Source organism: Bradyrhizobium sp. CCBAU 45384, assembly GCF_028128665.1.
Lineage (GTDB): Bacteria > Pseudomonadota > Alphaproteobacteria > Rhizobiales > Xanthobacteraceae > Bradyrhizobium > Bradyrhizobium manausense.
The window spans coordinates 597,793-622,119 of the sequence record NZ_LBIZ01000119.1 but is presented as its reverse complement, the minus strand read 5'-3'; the positions used below and the strand labels follow the sequence as shown (position 1 = coordinate 622,119).

Here is a 24,327-nt window from a genome sequence, read left to right as displayed (position 1 = left end):
TGGCAGGGCGCCGCAGCAGACCTGGCCGCGCAGACTGAAATGCCAAATCAGACTTCGTTTTCAGAAGTTCCTGCTGCTTCGACGCCGGCTTTCGGCGACTCCGGGGTGATCGAAATCGTCAAGATCGGCAGAACCAACCGATCGATGGGTCGAGGTCCATAGAGGCAACTTGCATGAGCCTTGTCCAGGAACAGGCCTTCGGAAGCGATCAAGTCGTGACGCGGATGCCATCTGAGCTTCGCTTCGATCGAGTTGGCCAAATTGGGTGGCGCTGCGTTCTGGGCATCTGCTCTTGCTTCTTGCGCGAAGAGGCCTGAATCATGTCGCAGCCTCCAACGAAGGAATGGCAAGTTGAGCGGCGAATTATTGACTTGTCCAAGGAGCGTGGAGGAGCAAGGAGCCGAAGGCGCCGGCCGCAGCAAGATGACGGCACTGGCTTGAAAGAGGAGGATGCTCGCATGGCCTCTGGCATCCAGGCGGCAAGCCCCGTCGATGTCGCGCTGTCGGTGCGCGAGCTGACCGTGAGTCTGCCGGAAGGGATGGAGCGGGCCTACGCCGTCGAGAACATCTCTTTCGATCTGAAACGCGGACAGATTCTCTGTATCATCGGGGAATCCGGATCGGGCAAGTCGGTCACCGCCAACGCGATCATGGGTCTTCTCCCGAAGGCGATCCGGGTCTCCTCGGGTGAGATCCGCCTGGATGGGATGAATATCGTAGGCCTCTCGGCCGACAAGCTTCGCAGCCTGCGCGGCCGCGTCGTGTCGATGATCTTTCAAGACCCTCTCTCGGCGCTCAACCCGCTGATGACCGTGGGTGCGCAGATCGAGGAGGTGATGGCCGCGCACGATGTCGGCACGCCGGCGTCCCGGCGCAGCCGGGCCATCGACCTGTTGATTGAAGTGGGTTTGCCCGACCCGCAACTCATGTATCACCAATATCCCTTCCGGCTTTCGGGCGGACAGCGGCAGCGGGTCATGATCGCCATGGCTCTGGCCCTCGAGCCTGCGATCCTGATTGCGGACGAGCCGACCACCGCACTTGATGTCACGACCCAGGCGCAGATCCTGCAATTGATCCGCGACATCCAGCGCCGCAAGGGGATGAGCGTCATGTTCATCACCCACGATTTCGGCGTCGTGGCCGAGATCGCCGATTACGTCGTGGTGATGGAGAAAGGCCATTGCGTGGAGCAGGGCGGTGCCGCGCAAGTCCTGAAGTCGCCCAGCCACCTCTATACGCGGCGCCTGATCGCGGCCGTGCCGCACCTGACCGGTAAGGACCGTGTTGCCTTGGACGCTGCCGACAGGGAACCCATCCTGAAGGTTGAAAGCCTCGTAAAGACCTATCGTAGCGGCAGCGCACTTTTCCGTACGCAGCGCATCGTGCCCGCGGTCAACGGCGTCACCTTCGATCTCTCGTCGGGGCGCACGCTGGGCGTCGTCGGCGAAAGCGGCTCGGGGAAATCGTCGCTCGGCCGGCTGCTGATCAAGCTTATGGAGAGCGACAGCGGCTCGATTCTGTTCGAGGGCCGCGACCTGGCTGGGCTTTCTGAAGCCAAGTTTCGGCCGTTGCGGCCAAAAATCCAGATGATCTTCCAGGATCCTTTTGCTTCGCTCAATCCGCGATCGACGGTCGGGCAAATTCTGACAGTTGGTCCCGTCGCGCATGGGATGCGCTACAGTGAAGCCGACGAGCGGGCGCGGGAGCTTCTGACCCATGTCGGCCTCGATTCAGGAGCCTTCGACCGCTATCCACACGAGTTCTCCGGCGGGCAGCGCCAACGCATCGGCATCGCCCGGGCGCTGATGTTCAAGCCAAAGCTGCTGATTGCCGACGAAGCGGTCTCTGCGCTCGACGTATCGATCCAGGCCCAGATCCTGAAACTGCTGGACCAGATTCAGCGCGAGACGGGCGTCTCGATGATCTTCATCACGCATGATCTGCGCGTCGCCAGCCAGATCTGCGACGAAATCGCCGTCATGCATCGAGGACAAATCGTGGAACGCGGTCCGCCGTCCCAGATCTTTCTCGCCCCGAAATCCAGTTACACGCGAGAGCTGGTGGCGGCGATCCCGGGCGAGCAGCCCGGAAGCATGCCCCAACATGAAGGCTACGTCGAGAACCCCAAGCAAGGAGAGTCGCTATGATCAAGCGGTCTGCGGATACATCGAACTACTCGCGGCGCGATGCCTTGCGAATGGTGGCGTTCGGCGGAGCTGCTGCCTTCATCACGCCGAACCTCCTTGGCGAGCCCGCCTTCGCTCGTAGCTCTGCGGCAAAGCCGAGCGGCCGCGTGATCGTCGGGCTCGGACAAGAGCCGACCGTATTCAATCCGCTGATGGCCCACATCGAAGTCGATGACGGCGTGCATTTCTCGGTTTTCGACGCGCTGTTCCGCATCGATCCTCAAGGCGCCATACAGCCCAACCTTGCGGTGGAAGTGCCGGACCAGAAGAATGGGGGCATCTCGCAGGACGGTCTCCAGTGGCGCATTCGTCTGCGTGACGACGTTCGCTGGCACGATGGCAGGCCTTTCGGTGCCGAGGACGTGAAGTTCACGCTCGAGCTGATCACGAATCCCGACTTCCGGGCTTGGCGTACCGCCGGACATGCTCTCGTGCGCGACATCACCGTGATCTCACCGACAGAGATCTCGTGGCGAATGGAAGAGGCCTTTGCGCCGTATTTGTCGTTCCTGACCGAGACCTTCATCGTCCCCAAGCACATTCTGGGGACGGAGGCCAATCCGAACAACGCCGCCTTTAACCAGGCGCCGGTCGGCACCGGTCCGTTCAAATGGGGACAGCGCGTCGCCGGCGATCATCTCGAGCTTGTGGCTAACCCCGACTATTTCGGTGAAGGCCCTCACATCGAGAGGCTGGTCTTCAAATACATTCCCGACCTCACCGTCCTCTACACCCAATTCAAGAGCGGCGACATCGATCTGGTGGGGCAGCCCTACATCACCCCTGATCACTACGGGGAAGCCAAAACGCTGCCGAACCGCGTCGTGACCCTCGTCCCGAGGACCTCATTCGAGTCCTTCTACCTGAACCTGGAGCGGCCGCAGTTCAAGGAGCTTGCGGTCCGCGAGGCGCTTTACGCGGCGATCGACAAGGAGGCGATCATCCAGGGGCTCTATTATGGAGTGCCGGCCCCGACAGAGACCTTCATGCCGCGGCAGTCCTTCTTCTTCAACGCCAATCTGCCGCTGCACCAGTTCGATCTCAATCGCGCGCGCAAGATCCTCGATCAAGCAGGCTGGGCGCCGGGAGGCGACGGCATTCGCACCAAGAACGGCGTTCGTCTGTCCTTTACCAATTCGACCACGTCCGGCGATCCCTTGCGCGAACAGGTGCAGCAGTACCTGCAGCAGACGTTTGCTCAGCTGGGGGTCGAGATGAAGATATCGAACCTGCCCGCCGCCGTGATGTGGGGCGAGTTCTGGGGGCAATCAAAATTCGATTCCGTCATCGTCGGCAGCACCTACTTGATCGGCGCAGACCCCGACGTAACCAATCGCTTGCACTCGCGGTCGATCGCCGCGAAGGGCGGCCGCGGCTCGAATAATGCGCAGTATGCGAATCCGGAGGTCGATGCGCTGCTCGACAAGGGCGCGCGCACCTTCGATCCGGAAGCCCGGCGCGCGATCTACGCTCGCGTCCAGGAACTGGTCCGTCGCGACCTGCCCTTCCTTCCGTTGTACCAGAGCAATGCGGTCGAAGGCCTCAAGAAAGGGATCAACGGCTTCGTGCCGAACGGCAATACGCGCACGGAATCGTGGAACGCGCTGGCTTGGTATTGGGCAAGCTGATGTGCTGCCGGCCGAGGCCCTGTGGCCGAGATCGGCGCTGGAGTGATGCTGCAACGCCAACATGGTGACTCGAATGTCCGGGTTCCTGCTCAATCGTCTCTCGCAGAGCATCGTGCTGCTGGTGATCGTCTCGATCATCGGCTTCACGGTTCTCAACCTCATGCCCGGCGGTCCTCTCGCGCAGTTCGGGCTCGATCCGGGCATGACGCAGAAGGATGTGGAGCGGCTCGCGGCGCAGCTCGGGCTAAACCGGCCGCTATGGATTCAGTATCTCGATTGGGCCTGGCGGCTGCTCCAGGGCGATTGGGGACACTCATTTCGCGACGGCTCTTCGGTGCTGGCGGTGATTGGTCGGCACCTGCTGGCGACGCTGCTGCTCATGGGCACGTCCACCGCATTTGCGATCGCGCTCGGCGCCTGGATCGGAATCCGCGGCGCCACTCACCGCTATTCCCTGTTTGACTACTGCGCAACCGTCGGCGCCATGGTCGCCCTGTCGGTTCCGACTTTCTGGTTCGGCCTCATTGGCATCTACATCTTCACCCTGAAGCTCGGGTGGGTTCCTGCAGGTAACATGTACACGATCGGCGACGGCTCGGTGCTGGACTATCTGCACCACCTGATTCTGCCGAGTCTGGTGCTGTCGCTCGTTCACGTCGCGATCTGGAGCCGCTACATGCGCACGGCGACACTGGATGCACTGAGCCAGGATTTCGTCAAGACGGCGCGCGCCAAGGGCGTCAGCGAACGCCGCATCCTGCTGAAGCATGTCGTCGGCAATGCATTGCTGCCGATGATCACGCTGGCAGGGATGCAGCTGCCCAGCATCCTCACCGGCGCATTGGTCACCGAGACGGTCTTTACGTGGCCGGGAATGGGTCGGCTGTTTCTCGATAGTCTCGGTTACAGCGACTATCCCGTCGTGATGGGGTTGTTGATATTCTCGGCCATCCTGGTCGTGTTGGGCAACCTGATCGCAGACATCATCATCGCCACCGTCGACCCGCGCATTCGCCTGGGCTGAGCCCGCGGAGTAACGCCTGATAACAGGAGGCAGCAGATATGACCGTCATCGCCGCGCCCGCTACTCCGACTCGCTGGTGGCACAGCCGTGCGGTGTCCCGCTTCACGCGTCATCATCTGGCGCTCGTTGGGATCGCGATGATCAGCCTGCTCGTGCTGGCGTGCGTCCTCGGTCCCTATGCCTTGCCTTACGATACCCTCCAGATCGACCTGCGCGCGCGCTTTGCTCCGCCTCTCAGCGGTCAGCACTATTTGGGCACCGACCCCTTGGGACGTGACCTGGCCGCACGGCTCTTGATGGCCGGGCGCATCTCGCTGCTGGTGGGTTTCTCCGCGATGTTGCTGTCAACGCTGATCGGCACCTTGGTCGGCGTGACGGCCGGCTATCGCGGTGGCTGGGTCGGGGTGGCGCTGATGCGTACCGTGGACGGCTTCCTGTCCTATCCCTCGATCTTCCTCGTCCTGGCGCTGGCCGCGACGCTGCGGCCGAGTCCCGTCATGATCACCGTCATCATTGCCGTCACGAGCTGGATGGAAACTGCCAGGATCGTCGAGGCCGAAGTCCGTTCGCTGCGCGAGCGCGAGTTTGTCCAGGCTGCACGCATGGTGGGGCTCAGCGGGAAGCATATCATGTTCCGCGAGATCTTGCCCAATGCCATGGGTCCCATCATCGTGGCCGCAAGCCTGGCGGTCGCCCGCGCGATTCTGCTGGAAGCCTATATCAGCTTCCTCGGCTACGGCATCCAGCCGCCGCTGCCGAGCTGGGGCAACATGCTCAACGGCGCCCAGCAATATCTGGCGAGCGCTCCATGGCTCGCGATCATTCCCGGTGCCGCAATTACGATTGCGGTGACGAGCTTCAACTTCATCGGCGACGGTCTGCGAGATGCCCTCGACGTTCGAGACGACCACATTTGATACGTCGAGCCGAGCCACGGCTGATCATACGAGACGCAAACCCCATGCACGCGCCGAGAGTTGACGAGAAGGCGACGCCCTATTGGTGGGACGCCTCACCGCCGATGGCAGCAGATTGATCCTGTTGCCGCATCATCAATGAAATTCTATGCCGAACTTTGCGCCCGCCCGGCGGCGTAATGCCGTCGGACCCAAGTTACGCTGCGAACTGCGCGGGGATCATGAGGTGGCCTCACGCTATCAGGCATTGGCGATTAGGCCGGCAAACCCCGCAAGAGACGTCGACTCAATATGACAACCGCAGCTTACCAGGCCGAAGGTCGCGACAATGCGGACGTGGCCCTGCTTCCTTTCTCCAGATCGCATCTGGAAGGCGCCCTGAAGCTCTCGCAGGAGATGTCCTGGCCCTACCGGATCGAGGATTGGGACGTTGCGCTGCAGTTGGGCTATGGCTTTGTTCTGCAGCGGGGTGGGACGGTGATCGGCACCGCGGCGTGGTGGCCGTACGGCGAGACGCATGCGTCCGCCGGCATGATCATCGTCGCGAAGGCCGCTCAGGGCCGCGGCTATGGGGCGCGGCTGATGGATGCGTTGCTGACGTCCGCGCGCCCGCGGATCATCTCGCTGAACTCGACCGCCGAAGGCGTCACGCTTTATCGCCGCCGCGGCTTTGTGCCGACCGGGATCATCCATCAGCATCAGGGAATTCCACGCCCAAGCCACGAGACGCCGCGACCTGGCCTCCTCAGGCCGATGGCCGCATCGGAGTTCGGAGCGATCGCGCGGCTCGACCGCATTGCTACGGGGTTGGAGCGGCGGCAGTTGCTGAATCGGCTGTTCGATAGCGGTGACTGTTATGTCCTGCTGCGTGACGGCATGCTTTGCGGCTACGCCATCTCTCGTCTTTTCGGCCGCGGGCACGTCATCGGCCCCGTGGTGGCCGAAAGCCCGACCGATGCACGCGCGCTGATCGAATTCGCGATCGCGCGGCTCGGCCCTGTCTTCGTCCGGATCGATACTCCGGCCTCCTCGCAACTCGGGGAATGGCTCGAAAGCATCGGGCTGCAACGGGTCAGTGATGCCACCACCATGGTGCTGGGGACACCGGCTCCATGGACTGGACCGGCCCGCATGTTCGGGCTCGCCAACCAGTCATTCGGATAAGGGGACATCGGGATGCTGCGGGTCGAGGACAGAACTGATATCCCAGATGCCGGTCCGGGCGAGACGGTCGCAACGGTCGGTGCGTTGGCAACACCGGCTCTCCTGCTCGACAAGGACCGCCTGGACCGCAATCTCGTGCGCCTGTCCTCTCGTATGGCAGGGCAAGGCGTCGTGCTGCGTCCCCATATGAAGACGGCGAAATCCATTGACGTCGCCCAACGCGTCTATCCATCGGGGGCGGGACCAATCACTGTCTCAACCTTGGCGGAGGCGGAGTATTTCGCGCAGCATGGATTCCGGGATATCACCTATGCCGTGGGACTTTCTCCTCACACCGCCGACAGAGCAATGCGCCTGCGGAAAGCAGGCGTCGACCTCAAGGTGCTGCTCGATTCGCCGGAGCAGGCGGCCATGCTTGGCGCAGCCGGTCGTATCGTTGGTGTGACACCATCCGCCTTCATCGAGATCGACTGCGACGGTCACCGCGGCGGGCTGACGGCGACCGATTCCAAGCTCATCGCCGTCGCGGCGGCGCTCGCCGAGGCAGGCGTCAAGATCGCCGGCATTCTCACGCATGCCGGCGAATCCTACGGCCTCAGCACGCCCGCGGCCCTTGTCGCGGCTGCGGAGAACGAAAGGGCCGTGGCCGTCGCCGCCGCAACGACATTGCGCGCGGCGGAGCATGAATGCCCTGTCGTGAGCGTCGGCTCCACGCCCACCGCCCATTTCGCCGAAGACCTGACCGGCGTCACTGAAATGCGCTGCGGCGTCTACATGTTCTTCGATCTGGTCATGCACGGTGTCGGCGTCTGCACCACCGACGAGATCGCCATCTCGGTGCTCGCCACCGTGATCGGCACGAAGCCCGAGAAGGGCTGGATTTTGGTCGATGCGGGGTGGATGGCGCTGTCGCGCGACCGCGGCACCGCGGCGCAGCGGCTCGACCAGGGATACGGTCTGGTCTGCGATGCGGCCGGCAGGATCTATCCCGACCTGATCGTTTCGCAAGCGAGCCAGGAGCACGGGATCCTCGCCATCAGGCCCGGGTCGGCGCACGCTTTGCCCAATCTTCCGGTCGGCGCGAAGGTCCGCATCCTGCCCAATCACGCCTGTGCAACGGCGTCGCAACACGAATTGTACAACGTCGTCTCCGCCGGCAGCGATGCGATCGAAGCGCGATGGCCCCGGATGCGCGGCTGGTAGGCCGTCGAAAGGATCGCTTCCAATGACCTCGCCCCTTCGACATCTGACGGAAGCCGGCTTCCTCGGAAAATTCTACATCGACGGAGAATGGCGGAAGCCGATCGGATCAGTCGCGGCAGCAGCAACCGTCGTCAATCCGGCGACGGAGCAGCCGATCGCTGACGTCGCGCTCGGCGATGACGATGACGTGGACTGCGCCATCTCAGCCGCCAGGCGAGCCTTCTCCGGCTGGTCCGTGACACCGCCTACTGACAGGGCGGCGCTGCTCGACCGGATTCACGCCTTGCTCCTTGAGCGGCTGGAACTGTTCGCGCAGGCGCTTACGTGCGAGATGGGAGCCGCCATCACCTATGCGCGCCGAGCCCAGGTGCCGCTGGCCGCCGAACATATCCGTGTCGCACGCGATAATCTCGCGAACTATCCGTTCGTTACCCCACGCGGCAGCACCGCGATCATGCGAGAGGCGATTGGGGTCTGCGGTCTCATCACCCCCTGGAATTGGCCTCTCTACCAGATCACAGCCAAGGTCGGCCCCGCGCTAGCGGCCGGTTGCACGGTGGTGTTGAAGCCGAGCGAATTGTCGCCCCTGAGCGCTTTGCTATTCGCCGAGGTGATGGGCGATGCCGGTTGTCCGCCCGGCGTCTTCAACCTCGTCAATGGAACAGGTCCGATCGTGGGCGCTCGTCTGGCGTCGCATCCGCAGGTGGACATGATCTCGATTACCGGCTCGACGCGCGCTGGCGTTCTCGTCGCGCAAGCGGCAGCGCCCACCGTCAAGCGCGTTGCCCAGGAGCTCGGCGGCAAGTCGCCGAATATCATCTTGCCGGACGCCGATCTCAGCCGCGCTGTTCCGCTCGGCGTCGGCGCCGCCTTCCGCAATCTCGGTCAATCCTGCAGCGCACCGACCCGCATGCTCGTGCCTCGCTCACACATGGAAGGGGTCGAGACCTTGGCGGCCGCGGCTGCTTCAGAACTGGTTGTCGGCGATCCCCTTGCGGAAAGCACGACTCATGGTCCGATTGCTAACCGGCCGCAGTTCGAGCGCGTGCAGACCATGATCGATGTCGGTCTGAAGGAAGGCGCCAAGCTCGTCATAGGCGGGCCGGGGCGGCCTGAGGACCTTCAGACTGGCTTGTATGCGCGACCGACCATCTTCTCGGACGTCCATCGCGACATGAGGATCGCGCAGGAGGAGATCTTCGGCCCGGTGCTGGCGATCATTCCCTACGACTCGGTGGACGAAGCGATCGCGATCGCCAACGACACCGTCTACGGCCTCGGCGCCCATGTACAAGGCGCTGACATGGAGACGGCGCGCGCAGTCGCCCGTCAAATCCAGTCGGGCCAAGTGCATCTCAACCATCCCGACTGGGACCCCAACGCACCTTTCGGCGGCTACAAGCGCTCCGGCAACGGCCGGGAATACGGCCTTGAGGGCATGGAGGAGTATCTGGAGACCAAGGCCGTCCTCGGATTTTATCGATGAAGGCGAGCGATCTACCGGGGCAATCGATTGAGATCGGGGGAATTTCCGAGGGCTACATGCGCAATCCAACGGACGAACAGGTCGCGCCGCCCTTCGCCGAATTGGGACTCGGCCGGGGCTTGAGCAGCATCGTTCGATCAAGCGGTCAAAAACCCGTACATCTTGCGAAGTCCGAGATGATTTCAGCACATTCTATCGCGCGCCTGATGCGATGAAGGCTGATCGGGATTTTGCTTCCGCATTCCCGGCAGCCGAGGTTCGTTGAAACATGTCGCCCTACGTCGAGCGCATTCACAGCGATGAGCGTCTCCCAGCCGAGGCCGAAATCGTCATTGTCGGCGGCGGCATCCTCGGCTCTACGGCCGCCTATTACCTGGCGAAGCGCGGCCTCTCCGTGGCGCTCCTCGAGAAGGGCCACGTCGCCTGTGAACAATCGAGCCGAAACTGGGGTTGGTGCCGTCAGCAGAACCGCGATCGCCGCGAATTGCCGCTCTCGGTGATCTCCATGCGGCTGTGGGACGAGCTCACGCGCGATATCAATCGGGACCTCGGATTTCGACGCTGCGGTCTCGTCTATGCGACCCACGACGAGGCCGTGCTCGCCGGCTGGGAAAGGTGGCGCGAGGTCGCCAGGGAGTACGACGTCGACACCCGCGTGCTGAGCCGGGCGGAGGTGGCCGAGCGCGTCCCCGAAGCGCGCGACAAATGGGTCGGCGGGACCTATTCGGCTCGGGACGGCAAGGCCGAACCTGCGCTTGCCGCGCCTGGTATCGCCGAGGGGGCCAGAACTCTGGGCGCCACAATCCACCAGGGATGCGCCGCGCGGGCGCTCGACTTGGCCAATGGCAGGATCGTGGGCGTGCAGACGGAGAAGGGCTATATCAGAACCAGCGCGGTGCTGTGCGCGGCCGGCGCCTGGTCCTCGCGCCTCCTTCGGCCGCTCGGGATCAGTTTCCCTCAAGCGAGCATCCGTCAGACCGCGCTGCGCTCTACCCCGACAATCAACATAGGCGAGGCGGTCTCCACTCCCTACTGCACGATCACGCGCCGACTGGACGGCAGCTATACGCTTGCGATCAGCGGCAAGGCGAACCTCGAAATCACGCCTCAGGCTATCCGGTATAGCCGGGAATTCATGCCGCAGTTCATGCGTCGCCTGAAGAACGTCAGGCTCGGCGTCGGCCAATCGTTCGTTTCGGGGCCGGATTCAATGGCGGCGCTGCTGACCAACGACAACAGGATCTTCGAGCGGAATCGCGTGCTGGATCCTCCGCCCTTGAAATGGCTGGTGAGCCAAGTGGTGGAGAGTGTCCGGAAAACCTTCCCCCAACTCGGCGAAATCAAGATCAATAGCGCCTGGGGCGGCTTCGTCGATTGCACGCCGGATGCAGTTCCTGTGGTGTCGCAGGTGGACGGGGTGCAAGGCCTCGTCCTCGCGGCGGGCTGCTCGGGTCACGGCTTCGGTTTGGGCCCGGGGCTGGGCTATCTGGCCGCAGAGCTTGTCGTTAACGACACGCCTTGCGTCGATCCCACACCGTTCCGGCTCTCGCGTTTGGTCGACGGCTCGAAGCTGGACATCGCCGCCATCTGACGATCGGGCCGCTGATGGAACAGATCGCCGCCTCTTTATTCCAGTTGAACCGGAAGTGCGTTCAGGCAAAGGATATGCGCGCTTCGAATGGTCAGCGGCGTAAGCCCGCTTTTCATGGCCTAGCCGATTGGAGTAGGGTGTAAGTTTTTGAAATCGCAAGACTATCGCTTTTCCGTGGCTCCGATGATGGATTGGACCGACCGGCATTGCCGGGTGTTCCACCGCCATCTGACTCAGCGGGCGCTGCTGTACACGGAGATGCTGACCACCGGCGCTATCATTCATGGCGATCGGGAGCGGCTGCTCGGCTTTGACGCGGTGGAGCACCCGGTCGCGCTTCAGCTTGGCGGATCGGATCCTGGTGAGCTCGCGAAAGCTGCGCGGATCGGCGAACAGTTCGGCTATGACGAGATCAATCTCAATGTCGGCTGTCCGTCCGACCGCGTAAAGGATGGTCGCTTCGGTGCCTGCCTGATGGCGGAACCGGAGCTCGTCGCGAGATGTGTCGACGCGATGAAGGGCGCGGTCTCCGTTCCCGTTACGGTGAAGTGCCGCATCGGCATCGACGACCAGGATCCCGAAGTCGCGCTGGATACGCTGGCGCGCGCCGTCGTGGCTGCAGGCAGCGACGCGCTGATCGTACATGCGCGAAAAGCGTGGCTGAACGGTCTGTCGCCGAAGGAAAACCGTGACATCCCGCCGCTCGATTATGATCGTGTCTATCGGCTCAAGCGCGCGATGCCGGATGTGCCTGTTATCATCAATGGCGGCGTTCTCGGTATTGAGGAGGCGAAAGCGCATCTTGCGCATGTCGATGGCGTCATGCTCGGCCGGGCCGCCTATCAGGAGCCGTGGCGGCTGCTCGCCGTCGATAGCGACATCTTCGGCGAAGTTGCGCCGCATGCGACGATGCAGGACGCGTTCGAGGCGATGATGCCTTATATCGAGGCGCAGCTCGCACGCGGTACGCGCCTGCACGCCATCACGCGGCATTTCGTCGGCGCCTTCCACGCAGTGCCCGGCGCGCGGGCCTTCCGTCGCCATCTTGCCGAACAGGGCGTCAGGCCGGGAGCTGGGGTTGATGTGCTGCGCGATGCGATCGCGCGTGTTGGGGCACGCGCGCCGGCCGAGGCGGCAGCCTAGTCCTCAATCCACTGCCGTGCGGGCGCGGCGATGGCTACTTTGCAGCTCCGGATAGCCGGTGAGCATCAGCGTGTCGGAGCGCACGCCCCAGCTCTCGAGGCGATCGAGGAAGCTCATGCCGAGCAAATTGGTCTTCATCTGCCCGCGCGGCACAACGAGGGCCGGCACCGATTTCTCGACGAGTTGGCCGACGGCGAGACGATCGAGCGTCAGCCGGGCTGCCTTGGTGTGGCCGCCGGCCGTTTCGAGGTCGACGTCGTATTCGAGCATCTCGAGTGGCAGGCCGATCGCCTTTGCGGTCTCCCAGGTCAGCACCACGGAGGTGGCGCCGGTGTCGATCACCATCGGCGCGGCGACGCCGTTGATCTTGGCGCGCAGCGCAAATTCTCCACCCTGACCGCGCTGGATCTGCACGGCGGGGGCGGGCATCGCGGTCTGCGCGCGGAAAATGTGTGAGACCGTGTGGCTTGCGCGCGCGATCCGGTCGGGATCGCCATAGGCGACGACAGCGCCCGCGGTTCCTGCCAGCAGGATGAGAACGAGCAGGAGGCGGATCATTGCACGCCTCCGATGGCCCGGACGCCCGTCAGGCGCGTTTCGGCAATCCCGCGATCGGCAAAAGGCCAGCGTCCGCCATGCGCGCCGGCAACAGCGCCATGACGGCGAGCCGTTCGACGCTCTCCATGGCGTGCCAGCGCGCGATCTCCGGCAAGGTCCGGCCGCAGCCGAAGCACAGCTTGGTTTTGGGATCGATCATGCAGACGGCGACGCACGGAGTTTCTTTGCTCATACGGACATAGTGAAGGAATATCGGGCATGTCGGCAAGCATGTGTTTTACGAGCCCGTGCCTGCGCTCATGATCGGTCTGTGGCGCGGCCGGCGCTTCTCGTCGGGAACGGTGGAGTTGTCCGGCTGCAGTGGCGGCGAATCCTCCGACAGCGGCGCCAGCGCGCTCATCACGCGCTCCGGCGGGAAGGTGACAATCACCTCGGTGCCGATGCGCAGTTTCGACTTCAGCGTGAAGGTGCCGCCATGCAGATCGATCAGGTTTTTGGCGATGGGCAGGCCGAGGCCCGCGCCCTGTTCGGCCGATTTGATCGAGTTGGAGCCCTGGCCGAACGAGGCGAGCACGACCGGGATCTCGTCCTCGGGGATGCCGGAGCCGGAATCCCTGACCGAGAGGTACTGGCCTCCCGAGGCGGTCCAGCCGGCCTTCAGCCAGATCTCGCCGCCCTGGGGGGTGAACTTGATCGAGTTCGAAAGCAGATTGAGCACGACTTGGCGGATCGCGCGCTCGTCGGCCCAGAGCCGCGGCATCGCCTGCTCGAACACTTCGTGGATGGTGATGCCTCGGCTCGAGGCGCGCAGTTTCATGAGATGATGGCAGTCGGCGACGATGCCGACCAGCGACACCGCTTCCTCGTTCAATTCGTAGCGGCCGGCCTCGATCCGCGACAGATCGAGGATCTCGTTGATGAGGTTGAGCAGATGCACGCCCGAATTGTGGATGTCGGCGGAATATTCCTTGTAGACCGGCACCGCATGCGCACCAAAGATCTCGCTTTTCATCACCTCGGAGAAGCCGAGGATGGCGTTGAGCGGCGTGCGCAGCTCATGGCTCATCTGCGCCAGGAAGCGCGATTTCGCCACGTTGGCGGATTCGGCGCGGTGCCGCGCCTCGTCCGAGATCGCCTTGGCCTGTTCGAGCTCGCCGATCAACGCGTCCTTCTCGGCCCGCGCCTCCAGCGTCGCGAAGGTCGATGAGTGAAGACGATGCGCCAGCAACACGAAATAGCCTTCGGCCGCGAGCGCGAGCGCGGCCAGGATGTAATTGTCCAGCGAGCCGGTCATCGCAAAGCTCAGCGCCATGGCGACCGCAACAGGCGCGGTGGCGGCGAGGGCTGCGATCGGCAGATTGGCGGCCAGCATGCTCGACACTGCGATCACCAGCAGCATCAGGAACATCATCAGCGTTTCCGTGACCATGTCGAGCACGGGATGGATCAGGATCGCCATCCAGCACAGGCCATAGAGCAGGTCGAGCACGACGAAACGTGTCCGCCAGGCCCGCGTTGCCGCCGGCGAGGCAGGCTCTGCCAGGAAGCGGCGGCAGCTGCGGATCATCGCCGCGTGAAGGCAGATCATGCCGGCGGTCCAGGCGGCGGCGGGGATCGGCTGCATCCACAGTCCGAACAGCACACCGGTCGCGACCACCAGCAGCATTACGACATAGGATGCCGATAGCCGCGTCTGGGCATATTGGCGCAACAGCTCGGCGTCGAAGGCCGGCCGGGTTCCGCTGGTCGACGTTAACTTATCGCGTGCCTCGCGGACCCGCTGCGACGCAGCCCTTCGGCTGCTCGCTGATGGAGCGCTGACCGGCGCGGCCGGAAGCTGCACTACCTCAGGCTTTTCAGCGGGGTTACTCATCAAGCAACAACGATTCCTGCCCGCGTCGGACGCGCGCCTTCTGCATTGTCTATCTCTGGCAAGAAATCCTTAAGAGGTGACTTAAGGAGCTAAAGAATTACGTTAACGAGGCGTTAAATTTGGATCGGGCCGCCGCTCAGTGCAGCCACGCATGCTGCGCGACATAGACCACGGCGCCAGCCAGATAGCCCGCAAGCGCCGCGCCCGCGATGCGTCGGGCGTACCAGAGGAACTCGATCCGCTCCAGCCCCATCGCGGCAACGCCCGCCGCCGAGCCGATGATCAGGATCGAGCCACCGGTGCCGGCGCAATAGGCGATGAACTCCCAGAGGAAGCTGTCCGTCGGGTAGTGGCCGAGGTCGTACATGCCCATGGTCGCCGCGACCAGCGGCACGTTGTCGATGATGGCGCTGAACAGGCCAAGCACGACGACGATGACGTCCTGGCGGCCGATCGTCGCCTCCAGCCATCTGGCCAGCATCGTCAGGAGGCCGGCGTGTTCGAGGCAGGCGACCGCGAGCAGAATGCCCGTGAAGAACACAATCGAGCCCATGTCGATCCGGGTCAGCGCATGTCCGAGCGAGAGGGGCTGGCGCACGTGCTCATCCTTGTTGCGGTGAAGGACCTCGCCGACCAGCCAGACGATACCGAGGCCGATCAGCACGCCCATGAAGGGCGGCAGATGCGTGAGCGTCTTGAAGGCCGGCACCGCAATCAGCACGCCGAGCCCGAGATAGAACATCAGGTTACGTTCGAACCGGTCAACGGCGAGCACTCCATCCTCCGATTGCGGCGCCGCGATGGTCTTGCCCCTGAGCGACAGGCTGATGAAGGTGAGCGGCACGAGCAGATTGACCAGCGCGGGCAGGAACAGCGCGCGCATGATCTTCAACGGCGTGATCTGGCCGCCGATCCACAGCATGGTGGTGGTGACGTCGCCGATCACGGTCCATGCGCCGCCGGCATTCGCCGCAATGACGATGAGGGAGGCGAATAGCAAGCGGTCGTCGCGCCGGGCGATCAGGCGCTGGATGAGCGAGATCATGACGATGGTGGTCGTCAGATTGTCCAGGATCGCGCTCAGGACAAAGGAGACGAAGCCGACCACCCATACCAGCGTGACCTGGCTCGTCGTGTTGATGCGGGAGGTGATGACCTCGAAGCCGTCATGGGCGTCGACCACCTCGACGATCGTCATCGCTCCGATCAGGAAGAACACGATCTGCGCGGTAGCCGCGACGGACTCGTCGAGCTGATGACTGACCAGCGCGTGATCCCTGATCGTGACCGCGTAGATGGTCCAGAGCAGACCCGCGCCGAGAAGCGCGGTCGCGGTCTTGCTGATCCCGAGGGGATGCTCGAGCGCGATCGCCGCATAGGTCACGACGAAGATTGCTGCGATCGCGGTCAGCAAGGCAGTATCAGGTCAGCGATTGAGGCGCGCGAGCAGGCTCGACGTATCCCAGCGCTTGCCGCCCATCTTCTCGACCTCGGCGTAGAATTGGTCGACCAGGGCGGTGACCGGCAGGCTGGCGCCGTTGCGGCGGGCTTCGGCGAGCGCGATCGAGAGATCCTTGCGCATCCATTCGACCGCGAAGCCGAAATCGTACTTGCCCTCGTTCATGGTCTTGTAGCGGTTCTCCATCTGCCAGGACTGCGCCGCGCCCTTGGAGATGGTCTCGATCACGGCCGCGACGTCGAGGCCGCTCTTCTTGGCGAAGTGGATACCTTCCGACAGGCCCTGCACAAGGCCGCCGATGCAGATCTGGTTGACCATCTTGGTCAGCTGGCCGCTTCCGGCGGGCCCGAGCAGCTTGCACATCCGTGCATAGGCGCCCGTGATGATCGGCTCGGCGCCGGCATAGGCATCCTGCGCGCCGCCGCACATCACCGTCAGCACGCCGTTCTCGGCGCCGGCCTGGCCGCCGGAGACGGGCGCGTCGATGAACTTGAAGCCGGCCTTGGTCGCCGCCGCGTCGAGCTCGCGCGCGACTTCTGCTGAGGCGGTGGTGTGATCGACGAAGGTCGCGCCCTTCTTCATGCCGGCGAATGCGCCGTCGGGGCCGATCGTGACGGCGCGCAGATCGTTGTCATTGCCGACGCAGCACATCACGAAATCCTGGCCCTCGGCGGCAGCCTTCGGGGTCGGTGCCGTCTTGCCGCCGAACTTGTCCGCCCACTCCTTCGCCTTGGCCGCGGTGCGGTTGTAGACGGTGACCTCATGGCCCCCTTTTTTCACGAGGTGTCCGGCCATGGGGAAACCCATCACGCCGAGACCGAGGAAAGCGACTTTAGCCATATGTGTGTCCGTAGCTTGAGTTTTACGGTGCAGCCGGGCGAGGGGCGCCAGCCGAGGATCCCTAAGGTTCCGCCTGAGGGGGAACGGGCGCACCATAAACCGTTAGGGGCGGAGGGCAACGGCTTCGTTTGGCGGCCTCCTGTGCTAGGATGGCGGGCCTCAAGGACCTGCATAAAAAAAGGGAGCAAAGGCATGGGCAGCGTGAGCGTTGGCGTCCTCGATCATTTCAATATTCGGACCCGGCATCTGGCCGACACGGTACGCTTCTACGAGGACGTGCTGGGCCTCGAAAAAGGACCCCGACCGAATTTCGCCTTCCCCGGGGCCTGGATGTACAGCGAGGGCAAGCCGGTCGTGCACCTCGTCGATATTTCCCCGACCTCCGAGCCGCAAAAGCCGGATTCCGGCGTGGTCCACCACGTCGCCTTCGTCAGCCGGGGCTTCGACGGCATGAAGCAGCGCCTCGCTGCCAAGGGCATGAAATTCGACTCCCGCCAGGTGCCCGGCGGCGAGCTCTGGCAGATCTTCGTCCATGACCCCAACGGGGTCATGATCGAGCTCAATTACGAGGCGGCCCTGGAGCAGGGGACCGCGCCCAAGGAGATGGCTGACGATATCGGCAGGCAGTAGCCTTTTGGCCGTTTCCGCTCTAATGGGGCATCTTGAACTTCCAGGAGATGCGCTTTGAGCGTGACGCAGCAACAGGTCCTCGACAGCCTCGCCAAGATCAAGTCGCCCCGCGGGGTCTCGCTCACCAATGCCAATGTGCTGAGCGCGATCAGCGCGTCCGATGGCAAGGTGTTCTTCTCGATCAACGTCGATGCTGCCGAGGCGCGGGCCTGGGAATCCGTCCGGGCCGAGGCCGAGGCCGCCGTGCGCGCCATCCCCGACGTCACCACCGTCATGGTCGCCCTCACAGCCGAGCGCAAGCCTGGCAGCACGCCGCCGCCACCCCCGCAGCCGAGCCGTGGCACACCAGGCGTGCAGCCGGTCCACGCCCACAAGCCGCCGCCACAGGGCGGCGCCCAATCGCCGATGGCGCGGCAGTCGGAAATTCCGGGCGTCGCCGCCGTAATCGCGGTCGCCTCGGGCAAGGGCGGCGTCGGCAAGTCGACCACCGCCCTCAATCTGGCGCTCGGCTTGCGTGACCTCGGCCTCAAGGTCGGGCTGCTCGACGCCGACATCTACGGTCCCTCGGTGCCGCGGCTGACCGGCCTGCACGAGAAGCCGGAGCTGGACGGTGAGCGCAAGATGATTCCGCTGCGGCGCTTCGGCCTCGCCATCATGTCGATCGGCTTCCTGGTCGAGGAAGAGACCGCGATGATCTGGCGCGGGCCGATGGTGATGTCGGCGGTGACGCAGATGCTGCGCGATGTCGCATGGGGCACGCTCGACGTGCTCGTCGTCGACATGCCGCCGGGCACAGGCGATGCGCAGCTCACGCTGGCGCAGAACGTGCCGCTGAAGGGCGCCGTGATCGTCTCGACCCCGCAGGACCTGTCGCTGATCGACGCGCGGCGTGGGCTGGCCATGTTCAAGAAGGTCAACGTGCCCGTGCTCGGCATCGTCGAGAACATGAGCTATTTCCAGTGCCCGCATTGCGGCACGAAATCCGACATCTTCGGCCATGGCGGCGCGCGCCACGAGGCCGAGAAGCTCGGGGTACCGTTCCTCGGCGAGATCCCGCTGCACATGTCGATTCGCGCCACGTCCGATGCCGGCAATCCCGTCGTGGACAGCGAACCTGGTGGCCCGCATGCGGCGATCTATCGCGCCATTGCGGGACAGGTCCGGGACCAGCTCAAGGGCGCGATTTCCGCAGCCTGAGCCTGATGTCTGGGGACATGCGACTTTCGTCGCCCCCCGTCATGCCAATGTCGCGTTCCGTGGCAAGGGCTTCCGTGTTAAACGCCACGGCAGCAAAGCCCCTTCGGTTCGATGCGGCTCAAATCCGTGTCGAAGGAACGAGTGGCAGCAAAGAGGAAGTTCGGGGACACGCCCCAGCAAGGAGAGACCTGAAAATGAAGCGTCGTGATTTTCTGAAAGTGTCGGCAGCAGGCGCGGCGGCGTCAGCCGCGGTGGCCTCGCCGGCGATTGCGCAGTTCTCGCCCGAGATCAAGTGGCGCATGACGTCGAGCTTCCCGAAGTCGCTCGACACCATCTATGGCGGTGGTGAGCAGCTGGCGAAGTACGTCGCCGAGATGACCGACAATAAGTTCCAGATCCAGGTGTTCGCGGCCGGCGAAGTCGTCCCCGGCCTGCAGGCGCTCGATGCGACCTCGAACGGCACGGTCGAGATGTGCCACACCGTCTCCTACTACTATGTCGGCAAGGACCCGACCTGGGCGATCTACGCCTCGGTGCCGTTCGGCCTCAACGCGCGCCAGCAGAACTCCTGGTGGTACCAGGGCGGCGGCGCCGAGCTCGGCAACGAGTTCTTCAAGAAGTCGAATGTGATCGGCTTCGCCTGCGGCAACACCGGCACCCAGATGGGCGGCTGGTTTCGCAAGGAGATCAAGACCGTTGCGGACCTCTCCGGCCTGAAGTTCCGCATCGGCGGCATCGCCGGCCAGGTGCTCCAGAAGGTCGGCGTGGTGCCGCAGCAGCTCGCCGGCGGCGACATCTATCCGGCGCTGGAGAAGGGCACCATCGACGCCGCCGAATGGGTCGGCCCCTATGATGACGAAAAGCTCGGCTTCGCCAAGGTCGCCAAGTACTATTACTATCCGGGCTTCTGGGAGGGTGGTCCGATGGTCCACGCCTTCACCAACCTCGACAAGTGGAATTCGCTGCCGAAGAACTACCAGGCGATCCTCACCAACGCGGCGGCCAACGCCAACAGCTGGATGGCCGCGCGCTACGACATGCAGAACCCGGCGGCGCTGAAGCGACTGGTCGCCGGCGGCACGCAGCTGCGTCCCTTCACCAACGAAGTGCTGGAAGCCTGCCTCAAGGCGACCAACGAGCTGTGGGCCGAGCTGTCGGCCAAGAACGCCGACTTCAAGAAGTCGATCGACGCGATGCAGGCCTACCGCTCCGACGAATATCTGTGGTGGCAGGTCGCCGAGTACACCTACGACAGCTTCATGATCCGCTCGCGCACCCGCGGCTGATCCTCGACCAGTCTGTCGGACTGAATGGCCCGGCCTCGTTCGCGAGGCCGGGCTTTTTCGTGGGTGACGCGGCAGGCTTATTCAGAATCTGCAAAACAACCCCATGCACAGTAGGAACGGGTGATGCGTGGACGGAGCTTGAGCTTGACCCGTCGGGCAAAACAGTGGCATAAAGTGATAATCGAATAATCCGAAATCGGCGGGGCCGGATCAGGCCCTGCGACATCGCGTGAGCCGCAAGCCCCGGAGCAGTACCGGGAACGTACGCTCATTCAATTGCAGCCGGTGCCGAAAGTCGTCAATGAGAATTCCAGTGCGAACCGATCTCTGGGCGCGGGGATGAGGTTCGATCCTGACAAAATCCAAAGCGCGCTGTTCAAGGCCTGGTCGTTGTCAACGTCCAGCCAATGGACGGCGGCCAATCCCGCGGCAGGACAATGCAACGTCACGGCGCTGCTCGTTCACGAACTCTTCGGCGGCGATCTGCTGAAGACCCCTTTGCCGGCCGGCGATCATTTCTATAACCGGATCGCAGGTCGGCGGTATGACTTCACGGCGAGCCAGTTCGATCAGCCGATCGTTTACATGGATTTACCGACAAGTCGGGTTGAGGCGGAGCTGGGAGCAACGAGCAGCCAACTGGCTGAACTCAGAGCTGCGTTTAAGAGCGGTCGTCAATGACGAAGGAATTGTCGCTTCGCATTTGCGTCGAACGGCTTTACCGCGAAGCCTCGCACCAGCTTGAGGTATTTTTCGGCGCCCGGCGATATCCGGACCCGCCCGTCAGGGAATGACATCACGAAACCAAGATCGGGTGTGCCCTGCAAGGACCAGATCGTCTTGCCGGTTGCGATCTCGCGCAGCGTAAAACTGGCGAGGAACAGATCCTGCTTGATGAGCGCGTGTTTGTTGTCGGGCGTGAGCTGAGAATCCGATCGGCCGCGCAGCAGGCTTTCGTCGGCCTCCGTCACGTCAATCCACCTGCCTGCCTTGAACACAGACTTGTCCGCCAGGAGAATGATGTCTCCGGTGTTGGACAGTTCGGCAATCTTCCAGGAGTTCGCGGCATCGCCGCCCGGCTCGATCGTGCGTATCTGCCGGGCGCTGTCGGTATCCCAAACTCCGACTGCGTTTTTCCCTCCGGGAGTTGCGCTGGCGATTCTCGCCGCGAAATAGCGTCCGTTCGACGAGAGCGCGTAGACGCCGTCTTCGATCGGCCCCGTCGGATCCGCCTCTATGTTTGCGTCGAGGCGACGTCGCTTGCCGTGCCGTAGCACAAGCATTCTCCTCCCCTTGGATGCAGCCTTTGTGACCGCGAAGGTGCTGCCGTCGGCGGAGATGATCGGTGCAACATAGACGCCCTCGAAATGGGCCGCACGGCGGGCCGCCCTGAGGTCCCACACGACGACAGGCCCGTTGGGTGCAGCACCAATTGCGTAGAAGCGGGCATCCCGTGAAATCTGCTCCGGCGCATCGCGATCGACCGAGCATTCGGCGTGCCAGAGCGCCTTGGCCTTGCCGTTCTTGATCTCGAAAGCCGCTGCATCCGTGAATGCATGATCGCCTTCGTCGCCGTGCGTCCCGAGAACGACGTAGTGACCGTCGAAAGCAAATGACGCCAGGTAATGGCCGCACCAATCTTCGGGCCATTCGATCGTAACCGGAGCCGATGAATTGGAGAGGTCGCGGATCGTCAAATGGCCCAAATAGCCCTCGGTGATCGCGACATAGCGGCCGTCCACGCTTGTCGTGACCTGCTCGATCGTCTGAAGGTCAGGGAGCTGTTCGGAGAGCCCGTGGCTGGCCAGGAACCGGCTGATCAGTTGTCCCGGGTTTGCCGTCGGCCCGGGCGGCTCGGAAATATCGTTGTCCCAGCGATGGATTGTGAGGTGGTCGATCCGATTGATCCCCTCAGCCTCCGCTTCGGAACTTACGCTTTTGCCCGTGGCAACGGTCCATGCCAACGGTTTGCCATCCTCGTCAACGGCACGGACGATGCGGCTGTCCGAGGAAACCGCAAGGCCAGATATCTTGCGGCCGCCCGTGCGCAAACGGCGCAGCGTCACGCCGCTGCGCAAGTCCTTGACCCGTATGTTCGTGGCGTCCCTGGCGTATTCTGCGAACCAGCGCCGGTCTGGTGCGAGGACGAAGGCGTCGGTCCACGCCTCGTTATCAAACTGCAGTGTGGCAACGAAACCGGCGAACCGTCCCCGCATCGTCGCTGGCACGGGCTCGCTCTCGCCCGGCGGCTTCCCAATGGGGACTTGCGACCCTGCGTACGCCACGGTGCCTGTCAGCGCGAGGATCAGCAAGGCCGTACGCGTGACGAGTTGCCAGTCGCGCAGCCAATCGGAGCGGCTAATCATCCTGATCGCGCCTGTCGTACTTGTCGTAACTCTCCATGATCCGCTCCCGGCCGCGCCGTTCGGCTTCGTTGCGGCCAGCGTCCGATGCTCCCGCAAAGGCGCCCAGCACATGCCAGAAGAGCCGGATGGCGCAGCTGCCGATGCAAAGGATCGCATGCCAGCCCGCCTGCCAGTGAAAGCGCGTAGATCATGGCGCGCCTCTCAGTCCGCCCGCCATGGGTGCGGAGGCGACCTTCTTGGGGACGCAAGGCCTGCCTCTTCCTCTTTTTGAAACCGCGAGGGGGCAATGAATGCTGCCACGACGAAAAAAACGCCCGCCACGGCACAGAGCAAGCTGTTGGCGCATGCGGCCAGGAAGCGAACCGGCGCTTCGCCATACGACACGTAGCTGCCGTGGTCGTGGCCGTACTTGCTTGCGTAATAGATGGTGCCGGTCGTGTACCAACGATGAACGTCATGGCCCACGACGAACAAGAGAAACGCGCCCATGCCGGACAGGAGCGCGAACGCAATCGCATTCGGAACGCGTGGCGACTTTCCGGTCATCTGCTTGAACAGACTCCAGTGGGCGTGCTGGCCTTGCGAACCGTCATAGGTTGTGCGGAACGACGGCGTCAACCTGCGACGGATGAGATGCTCAATTTTGGATGAAGCAGGTGCGACCAGTTCTGGGAATTGCGGTCAAGTCTTGGACTGCGATCAGGACGAGGTCGTGGGATCCCCGCCGAGGCGCATGGTCCAAATTGCACCGAGAGCAATGTAATTATTGTCCTGAGATATAGGTCGGATCATATTAAGGGCAATCATCAGATTGCACCGGGTTTTACCGGGAGCACGGAGCCACGACCATGCACCCCAGTTATTTCGACCTGTTTCTCGCCTTCATCGGATTGTCGTTCGGCGTGCCTTCAGCGCTGCCATGCCTGTTTTTCCGGAGTGAGGACACACCACGCCGGAAGGCTTCATAGGGCAGCGGATTGTCAGGTGGTGCCGGAGACGAGCATGGATCTGACGCTCACCACCATCCTCATCGCCTTCTCAGGCGTGTTCCTGATCTGCTTCATGAAGGGCGCATTCGGCGGCGGCTTTTCCATCGTCGGCATTCCGCTGCTGTCCTTTGTGATGGACCCGGTGACCGCCGGCGGCCTGCTCGCGCCGCTGTTCATCGCGATGGACCTGTTTGCGCTGCGCTACTGGAAGCCGTCGACCTGGTCGAAGCCGGATCTGGTGCTGCTATTGCCCGGGCTCGTGATCGGCATCGGTCTTGGCTATCTCTTGTTTCGCGTGCTGGACCACCGTGCCGTTGCGATCGTGATGGCGGTCGTGACGTTGATTTTCGTCGGCCTGTGGTTCTTCGGCGATCCCAAGGTGACCATTGCGCCGCGTTCGACGCCGAAGGCGATCGCAGCCGGTCTCGCCTCGGGTGTCACGACCATGGTCGCGCATTCCGGCGGACCGCCGCTGGCGATGTATCTGTTGCCGCTCGGCCTCAGCAAGGAGGTCTATGCCGGAACGACCAGCCTGTTCTTCACCGTCGGCAATGCCACCAAGGCGGTGCCATGGCTGCTGCTGACGCGTCCCAGCGGCAACGAATGGATCGTGATGGCGATCTGTCTATTCGCCATTCCCGCCGGGGTCTGGCTCGGCTGGCGCCTGCACGGACGGCTGGACCAGCAGCAGGTCTTCCGCGCTTGCTACGGGCTGCTGGTCGTCACGGCGCTGAAGCTGCTGTGGGACGGTGTGTCCGGCTATCTCGCCTGAGCGGCCGCACCG

22 protein-coding genes are annotated in these 24,327 nt (G+C 63.4%); 15 read left to right on the top strand and 7 right to left on the bottom strand.

Translation table 11 applies throughout. The features are described 5' to 3' along the window. The first annotated feature begins 458 nt into the window (after positions 1–458). The 10 genes from XH80_RS39510 to dusA all read left to right on the top strand — a co-directional run bounded on the left by XH80_RS39510 (position 459) and on the right by dusA (position 12,345). Entirely contained in the window at positions 459–2,150 is a 1,692-nt protein-coding gene (locus XH80_RS39510) for an ABC transporter ATP-binding protein (protein ID WP_271603282.1), read from the top strand. Continuing rightward, positions 2,147–3,817 carry a peptide ABC transporter substrate-binding protein gene (locus tag XH80_RS39505; protein ID WP_220001812.1) on the top strand — a complete coding sequence of 557 codons (1,671 nt, stop codon included), beginning with the start codon at positions 2,147–2,149 and terminating at the stop codon, positions 3,815–3,817. The genes XH80_RS39510 and XH80_RS39505 overlap by 4 nt, the downstream gene beginning before the upstream one ends. 73 nt (positions 3,818–3,890) lie before the next feature. Further along, positions 3,891–4,841 carry an ABC transporter permease gene (locus tag XH80_RS39500; RefSeq protein ID WP_271603281.1) on the top strand — a complete coding sequence of 317 codons (951 nt, stop codon included), beginning with the start codon at positions 3,891–3,893 and terminating at the stop codon, positions 4,839–4,841. Between the two features lie 38 nt (positions 4,842–4,879). Next, on the top strand, positions 4,880–5,758 hold the full coding sequence (locus XH80_RS39495; RefSeq protein WP_220001814.1) for an ABC transporter permease: 879 nt from the start codon (positions 4,880–4,882) through the stop codon (positions 5,756–5,758). A 291-nt stretch (positions 5,759–6,049) separates the two neighbouring features. Further along, positions 6,050–6,922, top strand: coding sequence for a GNAT family N-acetyltransferase (locus XH80_RS39490; protein ID WP_271603280.1), 873 nt, complete (start codon positions 6,050–6,052; stop codon positions 6,920–6,922). 12 nt (positions 6,923–6,934) lie between these two features. After that, positions 6,935–8,125: an alanine racemase gene (locus tag XH80_RS39485; protein ID WP_271603279.1), complete on the top strand. Its 1,191-nt coding sequence runs from the start codon at positions 6,935–6,937 to the stop codon at positions 8,123–8,125. A 22-nt stretch (positions 8,126–8,147) separates the two neighbouring features. Beyond that, a complete protein-coding gene (locus XH80_RS39480; protein ID WP_271603278.1) occupies positions 8,148–9,611 on the top strand; it encodes an aldehyde dehydrogenase family protein in 1,464 nt (487 codons plus the stop codon). After that, a complete protein-coding gene (locus tag XH80_RS39475) occupies positions 9,608–9,826 on the top strand; it encodes a hypothetical protein (protein ID WP_271603277.1) in 219 nt (72 codons plus the stop codon). Before XH80_RS39480 ends, XH80_RS39475 begins: the two co-directional genes overlap by 4 nt. A 53-nt stretch (positions 9,827–9,879) precedes the next feature. Continuing rightward, entirely contained in the window at positions 9,880–11,202 is a 1,323-nt protein-coding gene (locus tag XH80_RS39470; protein ID WP_271603276.1) for an NAD(P)/FAD-dependent oxidoreductase, read from the top strand. Positions 11,203–11,349: 147 nt separating this feature from the next. Beyond that, complete coding sequence (dusA, locus tag XH80_RS39465) at positions 11,350–12,345, top strand: tRNA dihydrouridine(20/20a) synthase DusA (RefSeq protein ID WP_271603275.1); 996 nt, start codon at positions 11,350–11,352, stop codon at positions 12,343–12,345. Positions 12,346–12,348: 3 nt separating this feature from the next. On the opposite strand, the gene XH80_RS39460 is transcribed toward dusA, so the two are convergent. The 5 genes from XH80_RS39460 to XH80_RS39440 form a co-directional block, all read right to left on the bottom strand. Next, positions 12,349–12,903 carry a TIGR02281 family clan AA aspartic protease gene (locus XH80_RS39460; protein ID WP_271603274.1) on the bottom strand — a complete coding sequence of 185 codons (555 nt, stop codon included), beginning with the start codon at positions 12,901–12,903 and terminating at the stop codon, positions 12,349–12,351. Between the two features lie 28 nt (positions 12,904–12,931). Beyond that, positions 12,932–13,135 carry a DUF1289 domain-containing protein gene (locus XH80_RS39455; protein WP_057758492.1) on the bottom strand — a complete coding sequence of 68 codons (204 nt, stop codon included), beginning with the start codon at positions 13,133–13,135 and terminating at the stop codon, positions 12,932–12,934. A gap of 45 nt (positions 13,136–13,180) precedes the next feature. Further along, positions 13,181–14,776 carry a sensor histidine kinase gene (locus tag XH80_RS39450; protein ID WP_271603273.1) on the bottom strand — a complete coding sequence of 532 codons (1,596 nt, stop codon included), beginning with the start codon at positions 14,774–14,776 and terminating at the stop codon, positions 13,181–13,183. A 136-nt stretch (positions 14,777–14,912) separates the two neighbouring features. Further along, entirely contained in the window at positions 14,913–16,190 is a 1,278-nt protein-coding gene (gene nhaD / locus XH80_RS39445) for a sodium:proton antiporter NhaD (RefSeq protein ID WP_271603272.1), read from the bottom strand. Positions 16,191–16,202: 12 nt separating this feature from the next. Then, positions 16,203–17,108 (bottom strand): NAD(P)-dependent oxidoreductase, encoded by a 906-nt coding sequence (locus tag XH80_RS39440; protein ID WP_271603334.1) that lies wholly within the window; start codon positions 17,106–17,108, stop codon positions 16,203–16,205. A gap of 159 nt (positions 17,109–17,267) precedes the next feature. Here XH80_RS39440 and XH80_RS39435 point away from each other — a divergent pair, with 159 nt between their 5' ends. The 4 genes from XH80_RS39435 to XH80_RS39420 all read left to right on the top strand — a co-directional run bounded on the left by XH80_RS39435 (position 17,268) and on the right by XH80_RS39420 (position 20,869). Beyond that, positions 17,268–17,705, top strand: a complete 438-nt coding sequence (locus tag XH80_RS39435; RefSeq protein ID WP_271603271.1) for a VOC family protein — start codon at positions 17,268–17,270, stop codon at positions 17,703–17,705. Between the two features lie 54 nt (positions 17,706–17,759). Beyond that, positions 17,760–18,902, top strand: coding sequence for an Mrp/NBP35 family ATP-binding protein (locus XH80_RS39430; RefSeq protein ID WP_271603270.1), 1,143 nt, complete (start codon positions 17,760–17,762; stop codon positions 18,900–18,902). Between the two features lie 194 nt (positions 18,903–19,096). Further along, on the top strand, positions 19,097–20,188 hold the full coding sequence (locus XH80_RS39425; protein WP_271603269.1) for a TRAP transporter substrate-binding protein: 1,092 nt from the start codon (positions 19,097–19,099) through the stop codon (positions 20,186–20,188). Between the two features lie 339 nt (positions 20,189–20,527). Then, on the top strand, positions 20,528–20,869 hold the full coding sequence (locus tag XH80_RS39420) for a YunG family protein (RefSeq protein ID WP_271603268.1): 342 nt from the start codon (positions 20,528–20,530) through the stop codon (positions 20,867–20,869). Here the strand turns inward: XH80_RS39420 and XH80_RS39415 are convergent. Together XH80_RS39415 and XH80_RS39410 are read right to left on the bottom strand one after the other, a co-directional pair. After that, positions 20,863–22,554 (bottom strand): WD40 repeat domain-containing protein, encoded by a 1,692-nt coding sequence (locus XH80_RS39415; RefSeq protein WP_271603267.1) that lies wholly within the window; start codon positions 22,552–22,554, stop codon positions 20,863–20,865. The two genes, XH80_RS39420 and XH80_RS39415, sit on opposite strands and share 7 nt — an antisense overlap. Positions 22,555–22,755: 201 nt before the next feature. Further along, positions 22,756–23,100, bottom strand: coding sequence for a hypothetical protein (locus XH80_RS39410; protein WP_271603266.1), 345 nt, complete (start codon positions 23,098–23,100; stop codon positions 22,756–22,758). A 456-nt stretch (positions 23,101–23,556) separates the two neighbouring features. On the opposite strand from XH80_RS39410, the gene XH80_RS39405 reads away from it, so the two are divergent. After that, positions 23,557–24,315 carry a sulfite exporter TauE/SafE family protein gene (locus tag XH80_RS39405; RefSeq protein ID WP_271603265.1) on the top strand — a complete coding sequence of 253 codons (759 nt, stop codon included), beginning with the start codon at positions 23,557–23,559 and terminating at the stop codon, positions 24,313–24,315. The last annotated feature ends 12 nt before the right edge of the window (positions 24,316–24,327 follow it).

Bases quoted from the DNA above. Each gene is read 5' to 3' on its own strand.
- XH80_RS39510 (WP_271603282.1), top strand. From the start codon at position 459: ATGGCCTCTGGCATCCAGGCGGCAAGCCCCGTCGATGTCGCGCTGTCG.
- XH80_RS39505 (WP_220001812.1), top strand. From the start codon at position 2,147: ATGATCAAGCGGTCTGCGGATACATCGAACTACTCGCGGCGCGATGCC.
- XH80_RS39500 (WP_271603281.1), top strand. From the start codon at position 3,891: ATGTCCGGGTTCCTGCTCAATCGTCTCTCGCAGAGCATCGTGCTGCTG.
- XH80_RS39495 (WP_220001814.1), top strand. From the start codon at position 4,880: ATGACCGTCATCGCCGCGCCCGCTACTCCGACTCGCTGGTGGCACAGC.
- XH80_RS39490 (WP_271603280.1), top strand. From the start codon at position 6,050: ATGACAACCGCAGCTTACCAGGCCGAAGGTCGCGACAATGCGGACGTG.
- XH80_RS39485 (WP_271603279.1), top strand. From the start codon at position 6,935: ATGCTGCGGGTCGAGGACAGAACTGATATCCCAGATGCCGGTCCGGGC.
- XH80_RS39480 (WP_271603278.1), top strand. From the start codon at position 8,148: ATGACCTCGCCCCTTCGACATCTGACGGAAGCCGGCTTCCTCGGAAAA.
- XH80_RS39475 (WP_271603277.1), top strand. From the start codon at position 9,608: ATGAAGGCGAGCGATCTACCGGGGCAATCGATTGAGATCGGGGGAATT.
- XH80_RS39470 (WP_271603276.1), top strand. From the start codon at position 9,880: ATGTCGCCCTACGTCGAGCGCATTCACAGCGATGAGCGTCTCCCAGCC.
- XH80_RS39460 (WP_271603274.1), bottom strand. From the start codon at position 12,903: ATGATCCGCCTCCTGCTCGTTCTCATCCTGCTGGCAGGAACCGCGGGC.
- XH80_RS39455 (WP_057758492.1), bottom strand. From the start codon at position 13,135: ATGAGCAAAGAAACTCCGTGCGTCGCCGTCTGCATGATCGATCCCAAA.
- XH80_RS39450 (WP_271603273.1), bottom strand. From the start codon at position 14,776: ATGAGTAACCCCGCTGAAAAGCCTGAGGTAGTGCAGCTTCCGGCCGCG.
- XH80_RS39435 (WP_271603271.1), top strand. From the start codon at position 17,268: ATGGGCAGCGTGAGCGTTGGCGTCCTCGATCATTTCAATATTCGGACC.
- XH80_RS39425 (WP_271603269.1), top strand. From the start codon at position 19,097: ATGAAGCGTCGTGATTTTCTGAAAGTGTCGGCAGCAGGCGCGGCGGCG.
- XH80_RS39420 (WP_271603268.1), top strand. From the start codon at position 20,528: ATGAGGTTCGATCCTGACAAAATCCAAAGCGCGCTGTTCAAGGCCTGG.
- XH80_RS39415 (WP_271603267.1), bottom strand. From the start codon at position 22,554: ATGATTAGCCGCTCCGATTGGCTGCGCGACTGGCAACTCGTCACGCGT.
- XH80_RS39410 (WP_271603266.1), bottom strand. From the start codon at position 23,100: ATGACCGGAAAGTCGCCACGCGTTCCGAATGCGATTGCGTTCGCGCTC.
- XH80_RS39405 (WP_271603265.1), top strand. From the start codon at position 23,557: ATGGATCTGACGCTCACCACCATCCTCATCGCCTTCTCAGGCGTGTTC.